The organism is Sphingomonas sp. S-NIH.Pt3_0716 (genome assembly GCF_003950715.1).
Classification (GTDB): domain Bacteria; phylum Pseudomonadota; class Alphaproteobacteria; order Sphingomonadales; family Sphingomonadaceae; genus Sphingobium; species Sphingobium yanoikuyae_A.
The window spans coordinates 1-17,516 of sequence record NZ_QLJK01000009.1; the positions used below are offsets into that span (position 1 = coordinate 1).

Annotated in this window: 18 protein-coding genes and 2 pseudogenes; 3 read left to right on the forward strand and 17 right to left on the reverse strand. The window is 64.5% G+C overall.

The features are described from left to right. The 3 genes and pseudogenes from BRX37_RS08970 to BRX37_RS08980 form a co-directional block, all read left to right on the forward strand. Positions 1 to 110 (forward strand): annotated as a pseudogene (locus tag BRX37_RS08970) (IS5/IS1182 family transposase); the annotation flags it as partial. A 768-nt stretch (positions 111 to 878) separates the two neighbouring features. Then, positions 879 to 989 (forward strand): annotated as a pseudogene (locus BRX37_RS26700) (IS110 family transposase); the annotation flags it as partial. 7 nt (positions 990 to 996) lie between these two features. Next, positions 997 to 1,611, forward strand: a complete 615-nt coding sequence (locus BRX37_RS08980; RefSeq protein ID WP_069336495.1) for a recombinase zinc ribbon domain-containing protein — start codon at positions 997 to 999, stop codon at positions 1,609 to 1,611. Positions 1,612 to 1,940: 329 nt separating this feature from the next. Here BRX37_RS08980 and BRX37_RS08985 read toward each other — a convergent pair whose 3' ends face one another. The 17 genes from BRX37_RS08985 to arsC all read right to left on the reverse strand — a co-directional run bounded on the left by BRX37_RS08985 (position 1,941) and on the right by arsC (position 17,513). After that, positions 1,941 to 2,147 carry a MerR family transcriptional regulator gene (locus BRX37_RS08985; protein ID WP_069336496.1) on the reverse strand — a complete coding sequence of 69 codons (207 nt, stop codon included), beginning with the start codon at positions 2,145 to 2,147 and terminating at the stop codon, positions 1,941 to 1,943. Further along, a complete protein-coding gene (locus BRX37_RS08990; protein WP_069336497.1) occupies positions 2,144 to 2,374 on the reverse strand; it encodes a DUF2274 domain-containing protein in 231 nt (76 codons plus the stop codon). The genes BRX37_RS08985 and BRX37_RS08990 overlap by 4 nt, the downstream gene beginning before the upstream one ends. Before the next feature lie 3 nt (positions 2,375 to 2,377). Continuing rightward, positions 2,378 to 3,562 (reverse strand): TraB/TrbI/VirB10 family type IV secretion system protein, encoded by a 1,185-nt coding sequence (locus tag BRX37_RS08995; protein ID WP_069336498.1) that lies wholly within the window; start codon positions 3,560 to 3,562, stop codon positions 2,378 to 2,380. Beyond that, positions 3,559 to 4,410, reverse strand: coding sequence for a P-type conjugative transfer protein TrbG (gene trbG / locus BRX37_RS09000; protein WP_069336499.1), 852 nt, complete (start codon positions 4,408 to 4,410; stop codon positions 3,559 to 3,561). Before trbG ends, BRX37_RS08995 begins: the two co-directional genes overlap by 4 nt. After that, on the reverse strand, positions 4,407 to 5,228 hold the full coding sequence (trbF, locus tag BRX37_RS09005; protein ID WP_069336500.1) for a conjugal transfer protein TrbF: 822 nt from the start codon (positions 5,226 to 5,228) through the stop codon (positions 4,407 to 4,409). The genes trbG and trbF overlap by 4 nt, the downstream gene beginning before the upstream one ends. 2 nt (positions 5,229 to 5,230) lie before the next feature. Beyond that, entirely contained in the window at positions 5,231 to 6,529 is a 1,299-nt protein-coding gene (trbL, locus tag BRX37_RS09010) for a P-type conjugative transfer protein TrbL (protein WP_069336501.1), read from the reverse strand. A gap of 138 nt (positions 6,530 to 6,667) precedes the next feature. After that, a complete protein-coding gene (gene trbJ / locus BRX37_RS09015; protein WP_069336502.1) occupies positions 6,668 to 7,423 on the reverse strand; it encodes a P-type conjugative transfer protein TrbJ in 756 nt (251 codons plus the stop codon). Further along, the gene (gene trbE, locus BRX37_RS09020) at positions 7,423 to 9,879 is read right to left on the reverse strand and encodes a conjugal transfer protein TrbE (RefSeq protein ID WP_069336503.1); all 2,457 of its coding nucleotides are present in this window, start codon (positions 9,877 to 9,879) and stop codon (positions 7,423 to 7,425) included. Before trbE ends, trbJ begins: the two co-directional genes overlap by 1 nt. 10 nt (positions 9,880 to 9,889) lie before the next feature. Then, a complete protein-coding gene (locus BRX37_RS09025) occupies positions 9,890 to 10,162 on the reverse strand; it encodes a VirB3 family type IV secretion system protein (RefSeq protein WP_069336506.1) in 273 nt (90 codons plus the stop codon). An 8-nt stretch (positions 10,163 to 10,170) separates the two neighbouring features. Continuing rightward, positions 10,171 to 10,512 (reverse strand): TrbC/VirB2 family type IV secretion system protein, encoded by a 342-nt coding sequence (locus BRX37_RS09030; RefSeq protein WP_069336504.1) that lies wholly within the window; start codon positions 10,510 to 10,512, stop codon positions 10,171 to 10,173. 3 nt (positions 10,513 to 10,515) lie between these two features. Continuing rightward, a complete protein-coding gene (gene trbB, locus BRX37_RS09035; RefSeq protein WP_202968917.1) occupies positions 10,516 to 11,550 on the reverse strand; it encodes a P-type conjugative transfer ATPase TrbB in 1,035 nt (344 codons plus the stop codon). Then, positions 11,547 to 11,948, reverse strand: a complete 402-nt coding sequence (locus BRX37_RS09040) for a CopG family transcriptional regulator (RefSeq protein WP_170828658.1) — start codon at positions 11,946 to 11,948, stop codon at positions 11,547 to 11,549. The genes trbB and BRX37_RS09040 overlap by 4 nt, the downstream gene beginning before the upstream one ends. Before the next feature lie 2 nt (positions 11,949 to 11,950). Continuing rightward, the gene (locus BRX37_RS09045; RefSeq protein WP_125986445.1) at positions 11,951 to 13,993 is read right to left on the reverse strand and encodes a conjugal transfer protein TraG; all 2,043 of its coding nucleotides are present in this window, start codon (positions 13,991 to 13,993) and stop codon (positions 11,951 to 11,953) included. A 797-nt stretch (positions 13,994 to 14,790) separates the two neighbouring features. Then, on the reverse strand, positions 14,791 to 15,537 hold the full coding sequence (arsH, locus tag BRX37_RS09050) for an arsenical resistance protein ArsH (RefSeq protein ID WP_004210524.1): 747 nt from the start codon (positions 15,535 to 15,537) through the stop codon (positions 14,791 to 14,793). Beyond that, complete coding sequence (gene arsB / locus BRX37_RS09055) at positions 15,534 to 16,562, reverse strand: ACR3 family arsenite efflux transporter (protein ID WP_125986447.1); 1,029 nt, start codon at positions 16,560 to 16,562, stop codon at positions 15,534 to 15,536. Before arsB ends, arsH begins: the two co-directional genes overlap by 4 nt. A 4-nt stretch (positions 16,563 to 16,566) precedes the next feature. Continuing rightward, positions 16,567 to 17,103 carry a GNAT family N-acetyltransferase gene (locus BRX37_RS09060; RefSeq protein ID WP_004210519.1) on the reverse strand — a complete coding sequence of 179 codons (537 nt, stop codon included), beginning with the start codon at positions 17,101 to 17,103 and terminating at the stop codon, positions 16,567 to 16,569. Further along, entirely contained in the window at positions 17,100 to 17,513 is a 414-nt protein-coding gene (arsC, locus tag BRX37_RS09065; protein ID WP_004210518.1) for an arsenate reductase (glutaredoxin), read from the reverse strand. The genes BRX37_RS09060 and arsC overlap by 4 nt, the downstream gene beginning before the upstream one ends. Positions 17,514 to 17,516 lie beyond the last annotated feature (3 nt).

The window sequence follows — 17,516 nt, forward strand, 5'->3', positions numbered from 1 at the left end:
CCCGATGGCGCCGTCTGGTCCGCGACTACGAAAAGCGCATCGACGTCTCACAGGCGATGATCCTCGTCGCCATGGGTGGAAACCTACTACGCCGAAACGCTCATCCCTGATTTTCCAAACGGACTCTTATTAGCCCCGCACTTTTGAGTCAGAGGCCTCTCCCCTTCCGCGACTCATCTAACTCGTCCAATTTGTTTGGTATCCCAGGTGCTCAAGGCGCAGCGGGCGAATTGGTCGCTCCCGGCAGGGTAGCCCGTCCGCCGATCCTACTACAGGCTCACACGGACGTGAACGAGGACAGGGAGGACAGTTTCTTGCCCCCCAAAAAACTCACGTGCCCATGGCATGCTAATCGATGGTGTTTCCAGCGATGGCAAAGCTAATCGCCAAGCGCTCGCCTATTTCGGTACGGCCTACGGCCGCCGCCGCCGCCAGCAGCATTAAGAGAGGTAAAGTTTCATGCCAGGTCGACCTATTGCGACCGAGGGCAGCGAGCTGACGAAGAAGATTTTTGACCCTATTCATATGGAAAAAATGAATGGGTGGCGTAAATATGCCGTTACCAAGGATGTTGATTTGTAAACGTGCGATGCCACATTTCGCAGTCGTGCTCTATTTCTTCAGATCCTTGCCACTTTCGAAAATCACCATGACTGCGCAGGCTGGTGTTATGAGACCTGTGCGCCGGTGGGCGTAAACAGGCGCGCCAATTGCTGATTCTATGGGCTTTCCAAGGAGGAGAGCGGTAAGACCGTATGTCCGCTGAGCGACTGAGGGCGACCCTCCGCTTACACTGTAGTGGCGAGGGCGACGCAGGTGCCGAGCCTTCGCTATCGCGGAGAAGGTGTCATGGTCGAGCAGAGAGGGCATTTGTAGGCATTGACGTTGCAAAGCTGCGCAACGCTGTAGCCGTCACCGACGGCGGACGCATGGGCGAAGCGAGGTATCTGGGCGAGTTCGATGCCGACAAGGCGAGCATGCGTTGCTTGGGGCATCATGCTTAGGGAACATCATGACAGCTATGTCAGCTGGGATGAGTTTGAGCGGAACCAAAGGGTCCTGGCGACCAACGCCTACGGCAAGGCCGGCGGCATAAAGTCCGGCCGCGGTGGCAAGGCTTTCCTCGCAGGCATGCTCACTTGTGGTCATTGTGGCCGCCGCCTGTGCGTCGTTTATGTCGGCCGCCGCATCGGCTATCATATCTACCGCTGCGATCGCTCGAAGCTCATGCTGGCCCGGCCCCGATGCATGACCACCAATGGCGCTCGAACGGATGTGGCAGTTATAGAGGAACTGCTGCGCGCCGTAGAGCCCTTGGCGATCGACGCGGCATTGGAGGCAGAGCGTATGCATCTCGAAGGCGAAGCGCAAAGGCGGCGGATGGTCGAGCTGGATTTGCAGCAAGCCCGTTACGAAGCCTCGCTTGCCGAGCGACGCTATGCCGCCTGCGACCCCGATAACCGGTTGATTGCCGCTCAACCGGAGAAAAGCTGGGAAGCGACGCTGCGCCGTGTCGAAGCCTGCGAGGCGCGGCTCAACGAACGACAAGTGCGCGATGACGCCGCCATGCCTGATTTCGCCGGCTTGGCTCAAGATCTCAAAGCGGCCTGAAATGCCCCCAACGTTGATATGCGGTTCCGGCAAAGGCCGTTGCGAGCGCAGGTGAAGGATGTCGTCGCCACCGTCGACAACGATGGGCAGGAAGTCGAGCTTACCATTCACTGGCAAGGCGGGCAGCATTCCCAGTTCGCATCCGCAAGCCCAAGACCGGGGAACATACCAAGAGTACGCCCGAAGAAGCGATGGCAATCATCCGGTCGATGGCGACGCGCTGGTCTGATGCCGACGTTGCTGCCACCCTCAACCGTATGGATATCCTTCAGCGCAAAGACTTGATCGTCTCACGAACATCGGGAGGTCAGCGGCTTCGTTCCCTCCACTTAAGGATCGGGATTTGGGCAGCTGCCCGTCAAAGCCTTCAGACTAGCATACTGCACCAACGTCGCCCGTCCGACTTTCACCGTATCCAAATCGCCGGCCTGAATGAGTTCGTATATGCGCGAGCGACTGAGGCCAGTGATGCGAACGGCGGTGGAGATACGAACCGTCAGGGGCTCGATCTTCTTTTCCCAAGCCCGCTCGATCATGGCCGACCCTTTCGCGCTTCTTCACGCGCCCGTGTGAAGCTGCGGTCGCTCTCGAGAAACGACGTCAGCATCGCCGGGATCAATTCGGTCACCGGTTCCTCGCGCCCGTAGGCCTGGGCGTAGATGGCGGCATAGTCGTTGAGAGCGCTCTGCAAATCCGGGGTGATGGTAATGGCGAGCTTGACCGGCGTGCGATCAGGCAACCTTGCGAGTTTGATATCGACCATGTGTCAGCTCCCTGCATTTCTGCGCCATGGCGCCAGTATGAGGTCGCGGGTCACCAGCACGCGGACGGGCGCGCCGGGCCGGATCGTGATCGTGGGCTGGATGTCGAGGTTGCGCTGTGTAATCTGGTCGCCGGCCCTCGCGGTATTTGACTGGGCAGACTCTCGGATCGCTTCCACGAGATCGCTCTCGCCAGAGATCGACAGCTCCGATCCGACTCCAACCATCGTGGCGATGGCGACGCCCTTGAGCAGTGCCCATGTGTGGAAATCCACCTTGTCGACAAGCCCGGCATAACCCGCCGCGTCAGTCGCCGGCATGTTGTCGAGCCGCACCGAACTGCCATCCGGCAAGATCAGGCGTTGCCAGATGACCAGCGCCCGACGCTGTCCAAAGGCGACGACCGAGTCATATTTGCCTATCAAACGCGCACCCTGCGGCACGAGCAGGATGTTGCCCGTGACCGTATCGAATACGTTCTGCGTGACCTGCGCGGTGACCATGCCAGGCAAGTCGGAGTTGAGCCCGGTGATGAGGCTCGCTGCGATCACGCTGCCGGCAAGCAGGCTATTGGGGGACATCGGCGCCAGCACCACTCCCGAATTGACATCCCCACTGGCGTCACGTGTCGACGCGAACTGTTCCTTGCGGGTTCCGGTGGCGGTCGGATTGGCCGGTTGGGTATCGAGCGTCGCAGCGCTTGCGCCTGCCGGGCCCGCCGCGCCGCGGCTGCTGGTGGTCTGCGCCATGAGCCCGGATTCTCTTGCAGCCTTGAGATCCGCTAGTCGCTGCTGGCGCGCCGCCGCGGCGGTATCGACCGGTGTGGGCGCGGCCGCGGCTTCCGCCCGTTCCCGCGCACGAAGGATCGGTCGACCCAGGTCGCCAGGCAATGGCGGACCGAGTTTAGGCGTATCGCCATAACTGGTTGGCACTCCGGACAGCGCGTCCGAGGCCGACTTCGCCATTGGCTGCGACAGTTCACTGTCCTGGACGGCGTGCCGGAATACCTGCGGCTTCAACGCCATCCATGCGACGCCTATGAGGCTCGCCGAGCCGAGCGCGGCTGCGCCGATGATTGCGCCTCGGCGAAAGCGGATCGCCTGGGGCGGTCGCGAGCGAATGCTCAGCGTTTCGGGATCGAGCTTGGCCGTCGGCATGGTCGGCTGCTCGGTGGTGAGCGCGTCAGTCATGCGCCCCTCCGCTTGGCAGGATGCGACACGCGGTCGATGCGCACGACCTGGCTCTTCTTGAGGCCGAGGCGAAGCTCTGCGGCATCGAAGATCCGATCGACGACGTAAAAGCGGTCGCGCTGCCGATAGTTGACCAACTCTGCTTTTCCATCGGCACCAAGGACGAACAACGGCGGTGCCTCGCCGACGCCGAGCGACGCGGGGAACTCGACGTAGGTCTTCACTCCATCGTCGAATACGCGGAGCGGACGCCATCCAGGACGGTCGCCGCTGATCGCATAGTTGAAGTTCAACTGATCGATGGCGACGCCGGCGGCCACCGGCGCTGCGACCTGGGCGGCCTCCGCCTTGCGTTCGACCGCCAGCAACTCATCCTGGGGATAAGTCCACCGCATTGACGACAGGGCGGTCGCCGAGGTGCTTACCAGGCGGACATGGTACGCGCGGCGATCGGTGGTGATGACAAGGTTCGTCAGCAGGCCCGCCGAGAATGGTTTCACAAGGACATGCGTCTGCTTGCCTTTCCCCGAGCCGCTGCCGCTCCCTCCGGAAGTAGTGTCGCCGATTACCCAGCGGGCGGTGTCGCCGCTGGCGACCGCAACGAGATTTTCCCCGGGCTGCAGGATGATGTCAGTCACCAGCCCCGGCGCTGCATAGCCCGTGAAGATCGTGCCCTCGCTGAAAGGATAAATCTGAGCCCCGGCGATGAAGCCAAGGGCGACCGGTTCCACGGTGGCGTTGCGCGTTGCCGACCGGACCGTCTTGAGTGGTGATGTGGCGTGCTCTTGCGCGAGCGCCGGGCCTGCGAGGACCATGCCGGCGATCGCCGGCAGAAGGATGAGCTTCATGGATTCTTCTCCTGGGGATTGGGGGAGGCCGGTATCGCGGTCTGTGCCCCGAGATCGGGATCGAGCGGCGATCCCATCGGCAAGGTCGTGGCAGGTTGCGGTGCGGGTCGCGCCGTGGGCGAGGAAGCGGGTGTCGTGTCGAGTTCGCGGCTCCAGTCGATCGCATCGATATAGATGCCCAGGGGGTTCTTGCGCAGGACGTCGGCCGATGCTGGCGGCCGCGTGACCGTTGTGAGGATGGCTGTCCAGCGGCTCGCGCCCGCCTGCGATCCGCGCTCGAACACAGTCTCCGTCCACTTGACCTGGAACGACTTGTCCGACGCGCGGACGACGCTGGTCACCTGCACCGAAACCGTACGTGTCCCCACATTGGCGAACGGCGACGCTGAGCGGGCATATTCACCGAGGAACTGCGCGCCCCGCTTGGTCGCGAAATCATAGGCCTCCAGCCAGTCGCGGCGCATCAGCACCGGGTCGAGCGACACCGACCGGACGTTGGTGATGAAGTGCGAGAGGTGCCACGCGACCTGTGCGTCGGTCGGCCGATACTCGGCATCGGCTGCCTGCACGGCGCGCGCCTCGCCCAGCCGATCCACCTCGACGACATAGGGTGTCACCCGGCTCTGCAAGGATTGCCAGACGAGACCCGCCGATGTGCCGCCGGTCAGCGCGAGGCAACCAAAAGCCATCAGTCGCCAGTTACGCGCCTGCACCCGTGCCGAGCCAATCCGCTCGTCCCACAATTGTCCTGCGCGCTGATATGGCGTCTCGGGAGGTGGCGTGCGCCCGTAGCGCTGCGCACTTCGCTTGAAGAACATGGTCAGTCGTTCCTTTCCTTGATGTCGGGGGTGGCGGATGCGCCGCCGCGATCACCCTGCTGGAGCGCATGGATCGCCTGGCTCTGACGATGGCGGTTGGTCTGCTGCTGGCGCATCGCGCGCGCCCAGGCGGGCGTCCTGCCGGCCGATTCAATCGGATTGGATGGCGGTGAGCTTTGGTTGAGCGCATCCCAGGCAGCCTGACGGCCGCCGGCCGCAGCCTCGCCAAGACCAAGGGTACCGCCGACGCGGGACCGCGCGGCATTCCCGGCCGCCCGCGCAACACCGCCCAGGCCCGCGCCGACCGAGGGGCTCGCGGCCGTCTCGCGACCAAGCTGGTAGGCGGTCGATGCAGCGGCCCCCATTGCCGTGCCCGAGCGGACCGCGCCCAGGGCCGCACCGGTCGCCACGCGCGCTCCGCCCACGGCGGCGCCGCCAGCCAGCATCGTCACGCCCGCAGCGCCAACGGCGGTGCCGAGGGCTGCACCGGCACCAAGCTGGGGTGCGCCCGACACCAGGCCCGAGGCGATCGCGGGACCGAATATGCCCAGGCCGAACAGGGAAAGGCTCGCGAGCACAAGGCTCATGGCCTGCCCGATGTCCGGCTCCTGGCCTTGCAGCGCGTCAGTGAACTCGGTGAAGAAGTTGGAACCGATGCCCACGATCACCGCGAGCACCATCACCTTGATGCCGGAGGAGACGACGTTGCCCAGCACGCGTTCTGCAAGGAAACTCGTTCGGTTCCAGAGCGCGAACGGCACGAGGATGAAGCCGGCCAGCGTGGTCAGCTTGAACTCGAGGATGCAGACGAACATCTGCACCGCAAGGATGAAGAAGGCGACGATCACCAGCGCCCAGGCGAACAGCAGGACCATGATCGTCAGGAAATTGTCGAAGAAGGTCGTGAACCCGACCATCTCGCTGGCCTGTTCGAGCAGTGGCCATGCCGCCGAGAAGCCCGTCCCCGCAAGCCGCCCGGGCTTGAGCAGGTCATCGGGCGAGAGCGTCCCGCCACCGGCCGTAAGGCCAGCCTGCGTGAACGAGCGGAAGATGATGTCGGCTAGGCGAGAGAAGCTGTTCAGGATGAAGGCGAACGCGCCGACGTACAGGATTTTGCGCAGGAACCGGCCGATGACATTGTCCTCGCCGCCCATCGCCCAGAACAGTCCGGCAAGCGTGATGTCGATGCCGATCAGCGTCGCGGTCAGGAACCCGACATCAGGCCCAAGCAGTCCGAACCCACTATCAATGTAGGTGATGAACGCCTGAAGGAAGCGATCGATGACATTGAGGTCGTTCAATTGACTGCCTTCCTGATGGAACGAAGAGGTGTCGCGGGGCGCGGCTGGGGATCTGGACCGCGCCCCGCGACGGCGATCGACGGCATGAGAGGGAGCGCCGCCGACCGCGGACCGGATCAGGCCTGGAACCCGAAGGGGCTATTGCGGCGTGTAGGCCGATCCGGAACCGAGGAACTTCTTCGTCGCTGCACGGGCTTCCGTCGCCTGTGTTGCCCGGCGCGCCTGCTCGACGGCCTCGCTGCGGAACTGCGCGGCCATCATGTGCTGGAGCTGGAACTGCTGCTTGGCCGTGAGCGCGAGAAGCTGGTTCGTCGCTTGGCTGACCTGGAGCGATCCCTCGGCACCCTGGCTGCGCGCGACGATGTCGGCCAGCACCTCGGTGTCCGACTGGATGTTCTCGACCACCTGGGCCTGCACGGTCATCGTCTGGCGGAACGCGCCCATGCTGGCGTCGAGGCGCCCCCGCGCGTCGCGCAGGCGGTCATCGGTGCGCAGTGCCGAGCTGAAGTCCTGGGGAAACAGCGACTGGAACTTGTCGTCGAGCTGGTCGACCCGAAAGTCGATGGCCTGCGCGCGGCCCATCAGCCGGTCGATTTCGGTGAGCTTGCGCTTGAGGGCGTCGAGCTGCGGGAAGTCGATGCGCGTCAGGTTCTTGCCCATGTTGACCAGCATCTGCGCTTCGTTCTGGAGTTGCTGGATCTGCTGGTTGACGGTCTGCAGCGTGCGTGCGGCGGTCAGGATGTTCTGCGCATAGTTGCTCGGATCGAACACGACGCCGCCGAACTGGGCGTGTGCCGGGCTCGCCGTCATCGTCATCGCGCCCATGCCAAGCGCGCCGCACGCGCCGAGGCCGAGCAAGGCAGAAATCATGTGCTTTCGATGGGGACTCTGCATTACGTCTCTCCTTCGTGGGGGGCTTGAATGTCGGGAGCGGGGAAATCGGCAGCGAGGTCGGCCGCCCATTCGAGGCCGGCATCGCGCAGGAAGGCTTCGGCGAAACGGCCGTGCCCATGCTCGGCGAGGACCGCATCGATCCGGGCTTGCGCTGCGGGATCAGACGAGCCGCACAAGGCCAGCGCGATCGGGCCCAGCCCCAGTTCGAACAGCCGGTTGCCGCGTGCGGACTGGAGGTAATAGTGGCGCTTGGGCGTGGCCCGCGCGATCAGCTCGACCTGCCGGTCATTGAGGCCGAAGCGCGCGTAGATGTCATGACCCTGCGGCTCGATCGCCCGATCGTTGGGCAGCAGGATCCGCTGCGGGCAGCTTTCGATGATGGCCGGCGCGATCGCGGAGCCCGCAATGTCTGCAAGGCTTTGCGTCGCGAACAGCACCGCTACATTCTTCTTGCGCAGCACCTTCAGCCATTCCCGGATGCGGGCTGCGAAAAGCGGATGGTCGAGGAAGATCCAGGCCTCGTCGAGGATCAGCAAGGTCGGGCGGCCATTGAACCGCTCTTCCAGCCTGTGAAACAGATAGGTCAATACGGGCGCGACCGCGCCTGCCAGGCCCATCAGCGCCTCGGTCTCGAAGCACTGGACGTCGGCCAAGCCAAGATGCTGTTCGGCGGCATCGAGCAGCCGGCCATGCGGGCCTTCGAGCGTATAGGGCTGGAGCGCAAGGCGCAGCGCGTTCGACTGCAGCAGCAGCGCGAGTCCGGTCAGGGTTCGCTCCTCGCGCGGCGCGGAAGCAAGGCTGCCGAGAGCGGTCCAGATCGCGTCCTTCACTTCCGGCGTTACGATCAAGCCCTCGTGCGCGAGCAGCGCCGCGATCCAATCCGCGGCCCAGCTTCGTTCGCCCGCATCCTCGATGTTCGCAAGCGGCTGGAATGCGAGCCTCTCGCCGTCGGCCTCGGCCGAGCCGAGCGCGTGATGGGCGCCGCCCATCGCCAGTACGGCCGCCCGCGCGCTGTTGCCCTTGTCGAAAATATAGACCTGCGCGCGCGGGTATCTGCGGAATTGCAGCGCGATGAGGCTCAGCAGCACCGACTTGCCGGCGCCTGTCGGCCCAACGACCATCATGTGCCCCACATCACCGACATGGGTGGAAAGCCGGAACGGCGTCGAGCCGGCGGTCTTCGCAACCAGCAATGGCGGTCCGTCGAGGTGCCCATTGCGCACCGGCCCGGCCCACACCGACGGAAGCGGCATCAGGTGCGCGAGGTTGAGCGTATGCACCAGCGGTTGCCGGACATTGGCGTAAGTCTGGCCCGGCAGCGAGGAGAGCCAGGCCTCGACCGCGTTGACGGTCTCGCGGACGCAGGTGAAGCCAAGCCCGTTGACGATCCTCTCGACCGCGCGGACCTTGTCCTCCACCGCCGCCCGGCTCCGGTCCCTGACCGTGATCGTCGTGGTCAGGTAGCCGAATGCGACATGGTCGCCGCCAAGTACCTGGAGCGCCTGGTCGGCATCGGCCACCTTGTTGTCGGCATCGCTGTCGAGCAATTGCGCGGGTGAATTATAGAGCACCTCGCGGAGAATTGCGGTGATTGACTTGCGCTTGTTGAACCATTGGCGCCGGAGCGAGGTGAGCGTCTTGGTCGCTTGGCTCTTGTCGAGCGCGATGAAGCGCGTGACCCAGCGATAGCCGAAGTCCTGGTGGTTGAGCGCATCGAGGATGCCGGGACGGCTGAGGCTCGGGAAGCCGAGGATGGTCAGCGTACGCACATGCAGGTCGCCAAGGCACGGCTCAAGCCCGCCGACCAGCGGCGTATCTGCAAGCAGCCCATCGAGATACATCGGCGTCTCCGGCGCGGCGACCCTATGCTGACGGTCGGAGATCGCGCCATGCAGGAATGTCAGCGTCTCGCTATCATCGAGCGGGCGCACCTGCGGCATGAAGCCGCAGAGCAGGTCGAGCACGCGGTCGGTCTCGGCAACGAAGCTTTCCAGTGCGCCGCGCCAGTCGCGTGTATTTTCGCCATCGGGCCGCTCCACAAGGCTCCGCCCCGCACGGTCGGTAGCATCTGCGGGCGGAAGCCACGTCAGGGACAGGTGATAGCGGCTTTCGAAATGCGTCCCCGCCGCCTCGAAGGCCGCTCGGCGCTCGCCATCGACGAGCCAGCTCGCCGCATCGGCAAAGCTACTGTCGGGATAGGCCTGCGCCTCGCGCCGCTCCGCGTCGAAGAATAGCGCCCAGCCGCTGCCGAGTCGCTTGAGCACATTGTTCGCCCGCGCGCAGGCGGCGACCAGCTCGGCCTCGGTCGCGGACTCGAGGTCGGGACCACGGAAGGCAAGCACCCGCAGAAAGCTGCCGTCCTTGTTGAGCACCACGCCGGGCGCCACCAGCGCCGCCCAGGGCAGGTGATCGGCAAGGCGCTCGGCGGACGCGCGATATTCGCCCAGGAACATCATTTCAGGTGGCTCAGCATGCGAAATATCCCTTCTGGCGGATGTGGCGCAGGAGGACCGGCGCGAAATCGGGATCACGGCGGGCGGCCATCACGGCGATGCTATGGCCGACGGCCCAGAGCAGCACCCCGGCCAGCCACTGCTGGAGGCCGAGGCCGACCGCTGCCGCCAGCGTGCCGTTGACGATCGCTATGCCCCGCGGTGCGCCGCCCAGCAGAAGCGGCGAACCCAGCGCGCTGTGGATCGGCACCTCGTAGCCGTCGATATGCTCTGATCCGGAGGACATGGCGCCGCTCACAAGATCAATGCTCCGCCGCCGAAGCTGAAGAAGGACAGGAAGAAGCTCGAGGCGGCAAAGGCGATGGAGAGGCCGAAGACGATCTGTATGAGTCGCCGGAACCCGCCCGCGCTCTCGCCGAAAGCGAGCGTCAGGCCGGTCACGATAATGATGATCACGGCGACGATCTTGGCTACCGGGCCCTGCACGGATTCCAGCACCTGCTGCAGTGGTTCTTCCCACGGCATGCCGGAGCCGGCCGCCTGGACCTGGGTGGCGAGCGCCAACGCGAGGCCGATCGCGCCGCCGACGAGCGACGAGCGGTTGGCGATGCGGCGGGGATTGCGGGCAAAGGTCATGGGTCAGGTCTCCTTCGGGCTGGGCTTGGGGGGATTGAGCTTGGGAAGATCGGCGAGCGTGTAGGCGCCGGTGTCGGGGTCGAGCCCGGCGACACGCGCGATCGTGGCGACGCGGCGGTCGACGCCGCGCCCGGCGATGAAGACGATGATATCGATGGCCTCGGCGACCAGTTGGCGCGGCACGGTGACGACTGCCTCCTGCACCAACTGTTCGATGCGGTAGAGTGCGGCTAGGGCGCTGTTGGCGTGGACCGTCGCGATCCCGCCGGGGTGACCGGTATTCCAGGCCTTGAGCATGTCGAGCGCTTCGGGGCCGCGGACCTCGCCGACCACGATGCGATCGGGGCGCAGGCGCATGGTCGAGCGCACCAGCTCGGTCATCGACACATGCGGTGGACGGGTACGTAGCGCCACCGTGTCGGGCAGCGGGCATTGCAGTTCGCGCGTGTCCTCGATGAGGATGACGCGGCTATCGAGCCCCGAATGTTCTGGGGCCATCTCGGCGAGCAGCGCATTGGCGAGGGTCGTCTTGCCTGAGCTGGTGCCTCCGGCGACGAGGATATTGCAGCGCTGGGCGACAGCGGCGCGCAGGGCGTCTGCCTGGGCCTCCGACATCAACCCATCGGCGATATAGTCGTCGAGCGTGTGCAGCCTCGTGGCAGGCTTGCGGATGGAGAAACAGGGTGCGGACGACACCGGAGGCAGCACGCCTTCGAAGCGCTCGCCAGCGCAGCCCTCGATATGCGGCGGCAGCTCAGCCGATAGGATCGGGTGCTCGGCATGGACCTCGGCCCGGACATGGCTCGCCACCAGCCGGATGATCCGCTCGACCTGGTCCGGTTCGATGCGAACCTCGGTATCGGTACGGCCTTCGCCAAGACGATCGAGCCGCAGCGCCCCGTCAGGGTTCACCATGATCTCGGTGACTTGGCTGTCGCGCATCGCTGCGGCAATGTCGCGGCCTAGCGCCGTGATCAGCATCCGGCGGCGCCGCTCCGCCGAGGTGGCCGGCCCTGCGGTGTCTGGGCGGCCGCTCATTCGCCATTCTCCGAAGAACCGGCCAGGGTGCGCCGCCCGGTCGAGACTTGCCGACCGACCTGGGTCACGAAGGCTTCGAACCTCTTGGCTCCGAGCGCGCGGCCCGCCTGGTCGTTTTCGGCGAGCGGCGTCTGGATCGCGAGTTCGAACCGGATGAAGAGGGCGAGCGTCTCGAGGATCACATAGGTGTCGCGATCGACCCGGCCGATCGCCTGCGTGAGCCTGTCGAGGCGGATCGCGAACCGATCCTCCAGCTCCGATGCGCCCCGGCGATTGAGCCAGGCAGTAACCGCATCGACGAGGATGGCCGACTTGCTGGCGCCAGGCCTGGCGGCGAGCGCTTCCAGCCGATCGGACACGGGCTTGGGCAGGAACAGCTGATGGCGGATCTTCTCCATGATCAAAATCCCAATTGGAGGTCGTCGGGGCGATCCGAGGCGGCATCGAGGCCGTAGACCGTGCGCACGGTGCCGAGCTGCTGGACCCGGTCCATTGCGCGGCGCTCGGCAGCCTGGTCGCCATCGTCTTCGCCAAGGCCCAGGGGGTCTGCGACCTCTGGCTCGATGACGACCGCGGGTTCGATGTCGTGCGCGGGGTGACGCGCCTGCTCGAGGCCGCCGGCGTCGGCTCGTTCATCGGCATCATCGTGGGCGGAGAGGCGGATGTCAGCGTCGCGAACCTGTCCAGCCCAGTCATCCGGGCGAGCTGCCGGAAGGTCACGATAGCCGGCGCCATCCAGTATCGGTGCGGGCGAGAGCCGCTCTGTGAATCGGCGATCCTCGTAATAGCGCAGCTTCTTCACGCGTATCGGGGGGTGTCCAGAGATCAGGACCAGTCCATCCGTGGGCGCAAGCTGCATCACCTCGCCGGGCGTCAGCAGGGCTCGTGCAGTCTCCTGGCGGCTGACCATGACGTGCGCCAGCCAGGGCGCGAGCCGGTGCCCCGCATAGTTGCGCATCGCGCGCTGTTCGGTTGCCGTACCGAGTGCGTCCGAAATCCGCTTGGCAGTTCGCTCGTCATTGGTCGCAAAGGCGACGCGGACATGGCAATTGTCGAGAATGGCGTTGTGCTCGCCATAAGCCTTCTCGATCTGGTTCAGGCTCTGCGCGATCAGGAAGGCGCGCACCCCGTAGCCCGCCAGGAACGCGAGGTTTGTCTCGAAGAAATCGAGCCTTCCCAGCGCCGGGAACTCGTCGAGCATCATCAGCAACCGATGTCGGCCCTGTGCGGCCTCACCGTCCTTGCCCACGCCGTGCAATTCCTCGGTCAGCCGGCGGCCGATCTGGTTGAGGATAAGGCGAACCAGCGGCTTGGTGCGGCTGATGTCGGACGGCGGCACGACAAGGTAGAGCGAGATCGGATGCGCCGCTCCGACGAGATCGGCGATGCGCCAGTCCGAGGCAGCGGTTACTGCAGCGACGGTCGGGTCTCGATAAAGGCCAAGAAACGACATGGCGGTCGACAGCACGCCGGAGCGTTCGTTCTCGCTCTTGTTGAGCAGTTCACGGGCCGCAGAGGCGACCACGGGATGGACCAGCGGCGCATCCGGCGTACCGAGATGGTTGGTGGCCATCATCCTTCGCAGGGTCGCGGCGAAGCTGCGTTGCGGGTCCGACAGGAAGGTCGCGACGCGGGCGAGCGTCTTCTCTTCCTCGGCATAGAGGACATGGAGGATGGCGCCGACCAGCAGCGAATGGCTGGTCTTCTCCCAGTGATTGCGACGCTCCAGCGCACCCTCGGGATCGACCAGGATGTCGGCGATATTCTGGACGTCGCGGACTTCGTTCACCCCGCGCCGGACCTCGAGCAGCGGATTGTAGCGCGCCGAGCGCGCGTCGGTCGGATTGAACAGCAGGCAGTGCGAGAAGCGGGCACGCCAGCCGGCGGTCAGCTGCCAGTTCTCGCCCTTGATGTCGTGTACGAGGCAAGAGCCGGTCCAGGAAAGCAGGGTTGGGATGACAAGGCCGACCCCCTTGCCCGACCGGGTGGGCGCGAACGCCATGACATGTTCGGGCCCATCGTGGCGCAAGTCATCGCGGCCGATGCGCCCGAGCACGACGCCGTGCTGGTCGAGCAGCCCGGCACCCTTGATGTCCCGGTGCGTCGCCCAGCGGGCCGAGCCATAGGTGGTCAGGTCTTTGGACTGGCGCGCGCGCCATACCGAACCGAAGATCGCCGCGCCGCAGCCAACGAAGCCGCCAGCGGCTGCGATTGCCCCCGCCTTGTCGAACACGACGGGCGCATAGGCGTCGAACGAAAACCACCAGGGAAAGATCGACCAGGGATGATAGATCGGCTGGCCCAGCAAGACGAACCAGGGGGCGCCAAGCTCCGGTTGATAAGCGAGTTGCGCCGCGGCCCATTGCGTGGCGGTCCAGATGCCCGCGAGGATGATCGCGAGCACTATGAGGATTTGTCCTATGAGTAGCTTTGTCGGGGTCATGCGGGCCTCCGCCCCGGTCCGGGAACTGACCGCGGGCTAGGGCATAGGGTCCCAGAAGAACGGCTCGGGCGTCAGGGCGTCGCTGGTATCGCTAGGTATCTCCTCGCGGTCCCCGGCGACCGGTTTCGGACCGGCGCCATGTTGGGGCGACGAATCGCACTTGCAGTTCGCTACCGCCTGGCGATCGATGGCATCATCCCGGCCCGCTGACGGCCAATGCCCGTGCCGCCTTCGATGCGCAGGAAAGGGGCACGCCATCGGGCAAGCTTGGAATTTCACGCGGCGGCAGTCGCCGATCCCGTCTGGTCCATGCCGATCAGATGCAGCGCGGAAAAGTTCGATCTCGTGGACGTCGCCAACCCGCGCGGGCAGGACGGAAGCGTCACTAGGCGATAATCATGGTCGCGGCTCCGGAAGCGTCGTAGCGCTAGTCGACCTCTTCCAAGACCGCGAGACATCTCTGCTGGGCGATCCCAGCGAGCAATCGAATTCGACCCAAATGAGACTTACGGGTGCCGATTTTCCGCTCTCAGGAGCGGTAGGTCCGCTTTTCTGAATTTGGCTGCCTAAGATGGCCGGGTCGCTCTTGGAACCTGCGTGCGGTCATAGCTGACGGTTACGCCGGGTCGGCTGCCAACAAAATATTGCCGTTCCGGCTTGGTCACCCATATGACGGCTTACCCCGCAACCTGCCAATCGGGTCTAGCATACCGGCTGGTGCTCTGTGCGCCCATCCCAGTCATTCATGTTCGTCAGGCTCCGATCCAGAACCGGTCATTCGATCATCAGGGCGAAAATCAGGATTGAGGCATGATTGCGATTGCGGAGTGGTCCGCTGCGTTATCAACCGGAAGCCCAGCCTCCTTGCGTTCGGAATAGCGGTCGACCAGCTGACCGGCATGCGGACGCATCAAGACAGTGAAGCGCACCAGTTCCTCCATTACGTCGACAATGCGATCATAATAGCTTGATGCCCGCATGCGACCGTCCTCACCGAACTCCTTGTACGCCATCGCCACCGACGACTGATTGGGGATCGTGAACATCCGCATCCAGCGGCCTAGCAAGCGCAGCGAATTGACGGCGTTGAAGGATTGCGAGCCCCCGGACACTTGCATGACAGCAAGGGTTCGTCCCTGCGTCGGCCTCATCCCGCGCATTTGCAGCGGCAGATGGTCGATCTGCGTCTTCATGATGCCGGTGATCTGACCATGCCGCTCGGGGCTGCACCAGACCATGCCTTCCGACCACAGTGCGTGCTCGCGCAGTTCGTGCACTGCCGGGTGGTCGTCTCCCGCTATCTGATCGGGCAGCGGCAGGTCACTGGGATCAAAAATGCGGGTCTCGGCGCCGAAGAATTGAAGCAGGCGCGCCGCCTCTTCCACGGCTAGGCGTGAAAACGAGCGTTCCCGCAGCGAGCCGTAGAGCAGCATAATGCGCGGGGGCGGTTGGTCCGGGCCAAGGCCAGCGGCGGGACGAGCCAACGCGAAAGCCTTGTCCATAGCAGGAAGATGATCGGGGGTGGCGAGCTCGCGCAGTCTCATGCGGAAATCCCTTTCTCGTACCAACGGCGGGTCCGCTTCAACAAGGCGACGATCGACAGCATCACCGGTACTTCGACCAGCACGCCCACGACCGTCGCCAGCGCGGCGCCGGAACTGAGGCCAAAGAGGCTGATGGCGGCGGCCACAGCCAGTTCGAAGAAGTTGGAGGCACCGATCAACGCCGAAGGGCCGGCGACGCACCATGCCACGCCAAAGCGGCGGCTGAGCCAGTAGGCGATGCTGGCATTAAGATAGACCTGAAACAGGATCGGCACGGCAATCAACACGATCACGAGTGGCTGTCGGATGATCTGCTCGCCCTGAAAGCCGAACAGCAGCACCAGCGTCAGCAGCAAGCTGGCAAGGCTGATCGGGCCGATGGCGGACAGGAAATGCTGGAGCCGCTTCTCACCGCCGCGAAGGAGGGCTCGACGGAGTAGTTGCGAGATGACCACCGGGACGACGATGTAGAGCCCCACCGATAGCGCCAGCGTGTTCCACGGGACGATGATCGATGCCACACCCAGCAGCAGACCCACCAGCGGCGCGAAGGCAAAGACCATGATCAGGTCGTTGAGCGCGACCTGGCTCAAGGTGTAGTTCGGTTCGCCGTCGACGAGGTTGGACCAGACGAAGACCATCGCGGTGCAAGGCGCTGCAGCCAACAGGATCAACCCGGCAATGTAGGACGACGATGCACCTTCAGGCAGCATCGGTGCGAACAGATGGCCGAGGAAGAAGGTGCCGAGCAGCGCCATCGAGAATGGCTTGATCGCCCAGTTCACCACAAGGGTAACGCCAATGCCGCGCCAGTGCTGCCTAAGGCTATGGAGCGCGCCGAAATCGACCCGCAGCAGCATCGGGATTATCATCAGCCAGATCAGGCCCGCCACCACGAGGTTGACGTTAGCGATCTCCAACGCTGCGATTGCCTCGAAGGCGCCGGGGAGCAAATGGCCGAGACCGATCCCGATCACGATGCACAGAGCCACCCACAGCGAGAGATAGCGCTCGAACAGTGACATGGCCTCAGTCCTTCCAGGAAGCGACAGGCACGGTCGTGGTGCCGCCACCCAAGGCGACCTGCATGTAAACCGTGTCGAGCCAACGCCCGGCCTTCCAGCCCATGCCGGTCAGGCGGCCGACATGCTCGAACCCGCAGGCTTCGTGTAGCGCTACCGAGCCAGGTTCGCCGCCGCCGATAACGGCGACCATCTGCCGAAAGCCATAGGCTTCAGCTGCCTGCAGCAACGCTTTGAGCAACAGTTTGCCGATGCCGCCGCCGCACCGGTCGTGCGCCACGTAGATGCTGTTCTCGCAGGCATAGGCATAAGCTGGTCGATCGCGGAACTGCGTGGCGTAAGCGTAGCCCACTACCGCTGATCCATCACAGACAACAAGGAACGGCCAGCCCCGTTCGCTCACCATTCGTATCTTCTCTACGGTCTCGGCCTCGGTCGGTGGCACCACCTCGTAGGTCGCCGTGCCATTCAGGACATGATGCGCATAGATGGCGGCAATGGCCTCAGCATCGCCGATCGTTGCGCTGCGAACCGAAAGGGTCATCGCCGGGTCGCTTCCACAACTTCGCCGTCTTCCTTGACGAACGTGCTGCGCTGCTCGGTCGGCAGCAAATCCAACACTTCTTCGGACGGGCGGCAGAGCTTCACGCCCAGCGGCGACACGACGAGCGGCCGATTGATGAGGATCGGATGCTCCATCATCGCGTCGACCAATGCCTCGTCCGTCAAGGTCTCGTCGCCGAGGCCCAGTTCGGCATAAGGCGTTCCCTTCTCGCGCAGCAGAGCGCGCGGAGTAATGCCGGCCCGCTCGATGAGCTCAACCAGCCGCGCACGGCTTGGCGGCGTCTTCAGATATTCGACAATGTGGGGCTCGATGCCCGCATTGCGGATCATGGCCAGGGCATTACGAGAGGTCCCGCAAAGCGGGTTATGGTAGATCACGATATCGGTCATTAT

Coding starts and splice junctions, on each gene's coding strand:
- BRX37_RS08980 (WP_069336495.1), top strand. CDS start 997: ATGCTTAGGGAACATCATGACAGCTATGTCAGCTGGGATGAGTTTGAG.
- BRX37_RS08985 (WP_069336496.1), bottom strand. CDS start 2,147: ATGATCGAGCGGGCTTGGGAAAAGAAGATCGAGCCCCTGACGGTTCGT.
- BRX37_RS08990 (WP_069336497.1), bottom strand. CDS start 2,374: ATGGTCGATATCAAACTCGCAAGGTTGCCTGATCGCACGCCGGTCAAG.
- BRX37_RS08995 (WP_069336498.1), bottom strand. CDS start 3,562: ATGACTGACGCGCTCACCACCGAGCAGCCGACCATGCCGACGGCCAAG.
- trbG (WP_069336499.1), bottom strand. CDS start 4,410: ATGAAGCTCATCCTTCTGCCGGCGATCGCCGGCATGGTCCTCGCAGGC.
- trbF (WP_069336500.1), bottom strand. CDS start 5,228: ATGTTCTTCAAGCGAAGTGCGCAGCGCTACGGGCGCACGCCACCTCCC.
- trbJ (WP_069336502.1), bottom strand. CDS start 7,423: ATGCAGAGTCCCCATCGAAAGCACATGATTTCTGCCTTGCTCGGCCTC.
- trbE (WP_069336503.1), bottom strand. CDS start 9,879: ATGATGTTCCTGGGCGAATATCGCGCGTCCGCCGAGCGCCTTGCCGAT.
- BRX37_RS09025 (WP_069336506.1), bottom strand. CDS start 10,162: ATGTCCTCCGGATCAGAGCATATCGACGGCTACGAGGTGCCGATCCAC.
- BRX37_RS09030 (WP_069336504.1), bottom strand. CDS start 10,512: ATGACCTTTGCCCGCAATCCCCGCCGCATCGCCAACCGCTCGTCGCTC.
- trbB (WP_202968917.1), bottom strand. CDS start 11,550: ATGAGCGGCCGCCCAGACACCGCAGGGCCGGCCACCTCGGCGGAGCGG.
- BRX37_RS09040 (WP_170828658.1), bottom strand. CDS start 11,948: ATGGAGAAGATCCGCCATCAGCTGTTCCTGCCCAAGCCCGTGTCCGAT.
- BRX37_RS09045 (WP_125986445.1), bottom strand. CDS start 13,993: ATGACCCCGACAAAGCTACTCATAGGACAAATCCTCATAGTGCTCGCG.
- arsH (WP_004210524.1), bottom strand. CDS start 15,537: ATGAGACTGCGCGAGCTCGCCACCCCCGATCATCTTCCTGCTATGGAC.
- arsB (WP_125986447.1), bottom strand. CDS start 16,562: ATGTCACTGTTCGAGCGCTATCTCTCGCTGTGGGTGGCTCTGTGCATC.
- BRX37_RS09060 (WP_004210519.1), bottom strand. CDS start 17,103: ATGACCCTTTCGGTTCGCAGCGCAACGATCGGCGATGCTGAGGCCATT.
- arsC (WP_004210518.1), bottom strand. CDS start 17,513: ATGACCGATATCGTGATCTACCATAACCCGCTTTGCGGGACCTCTCGT.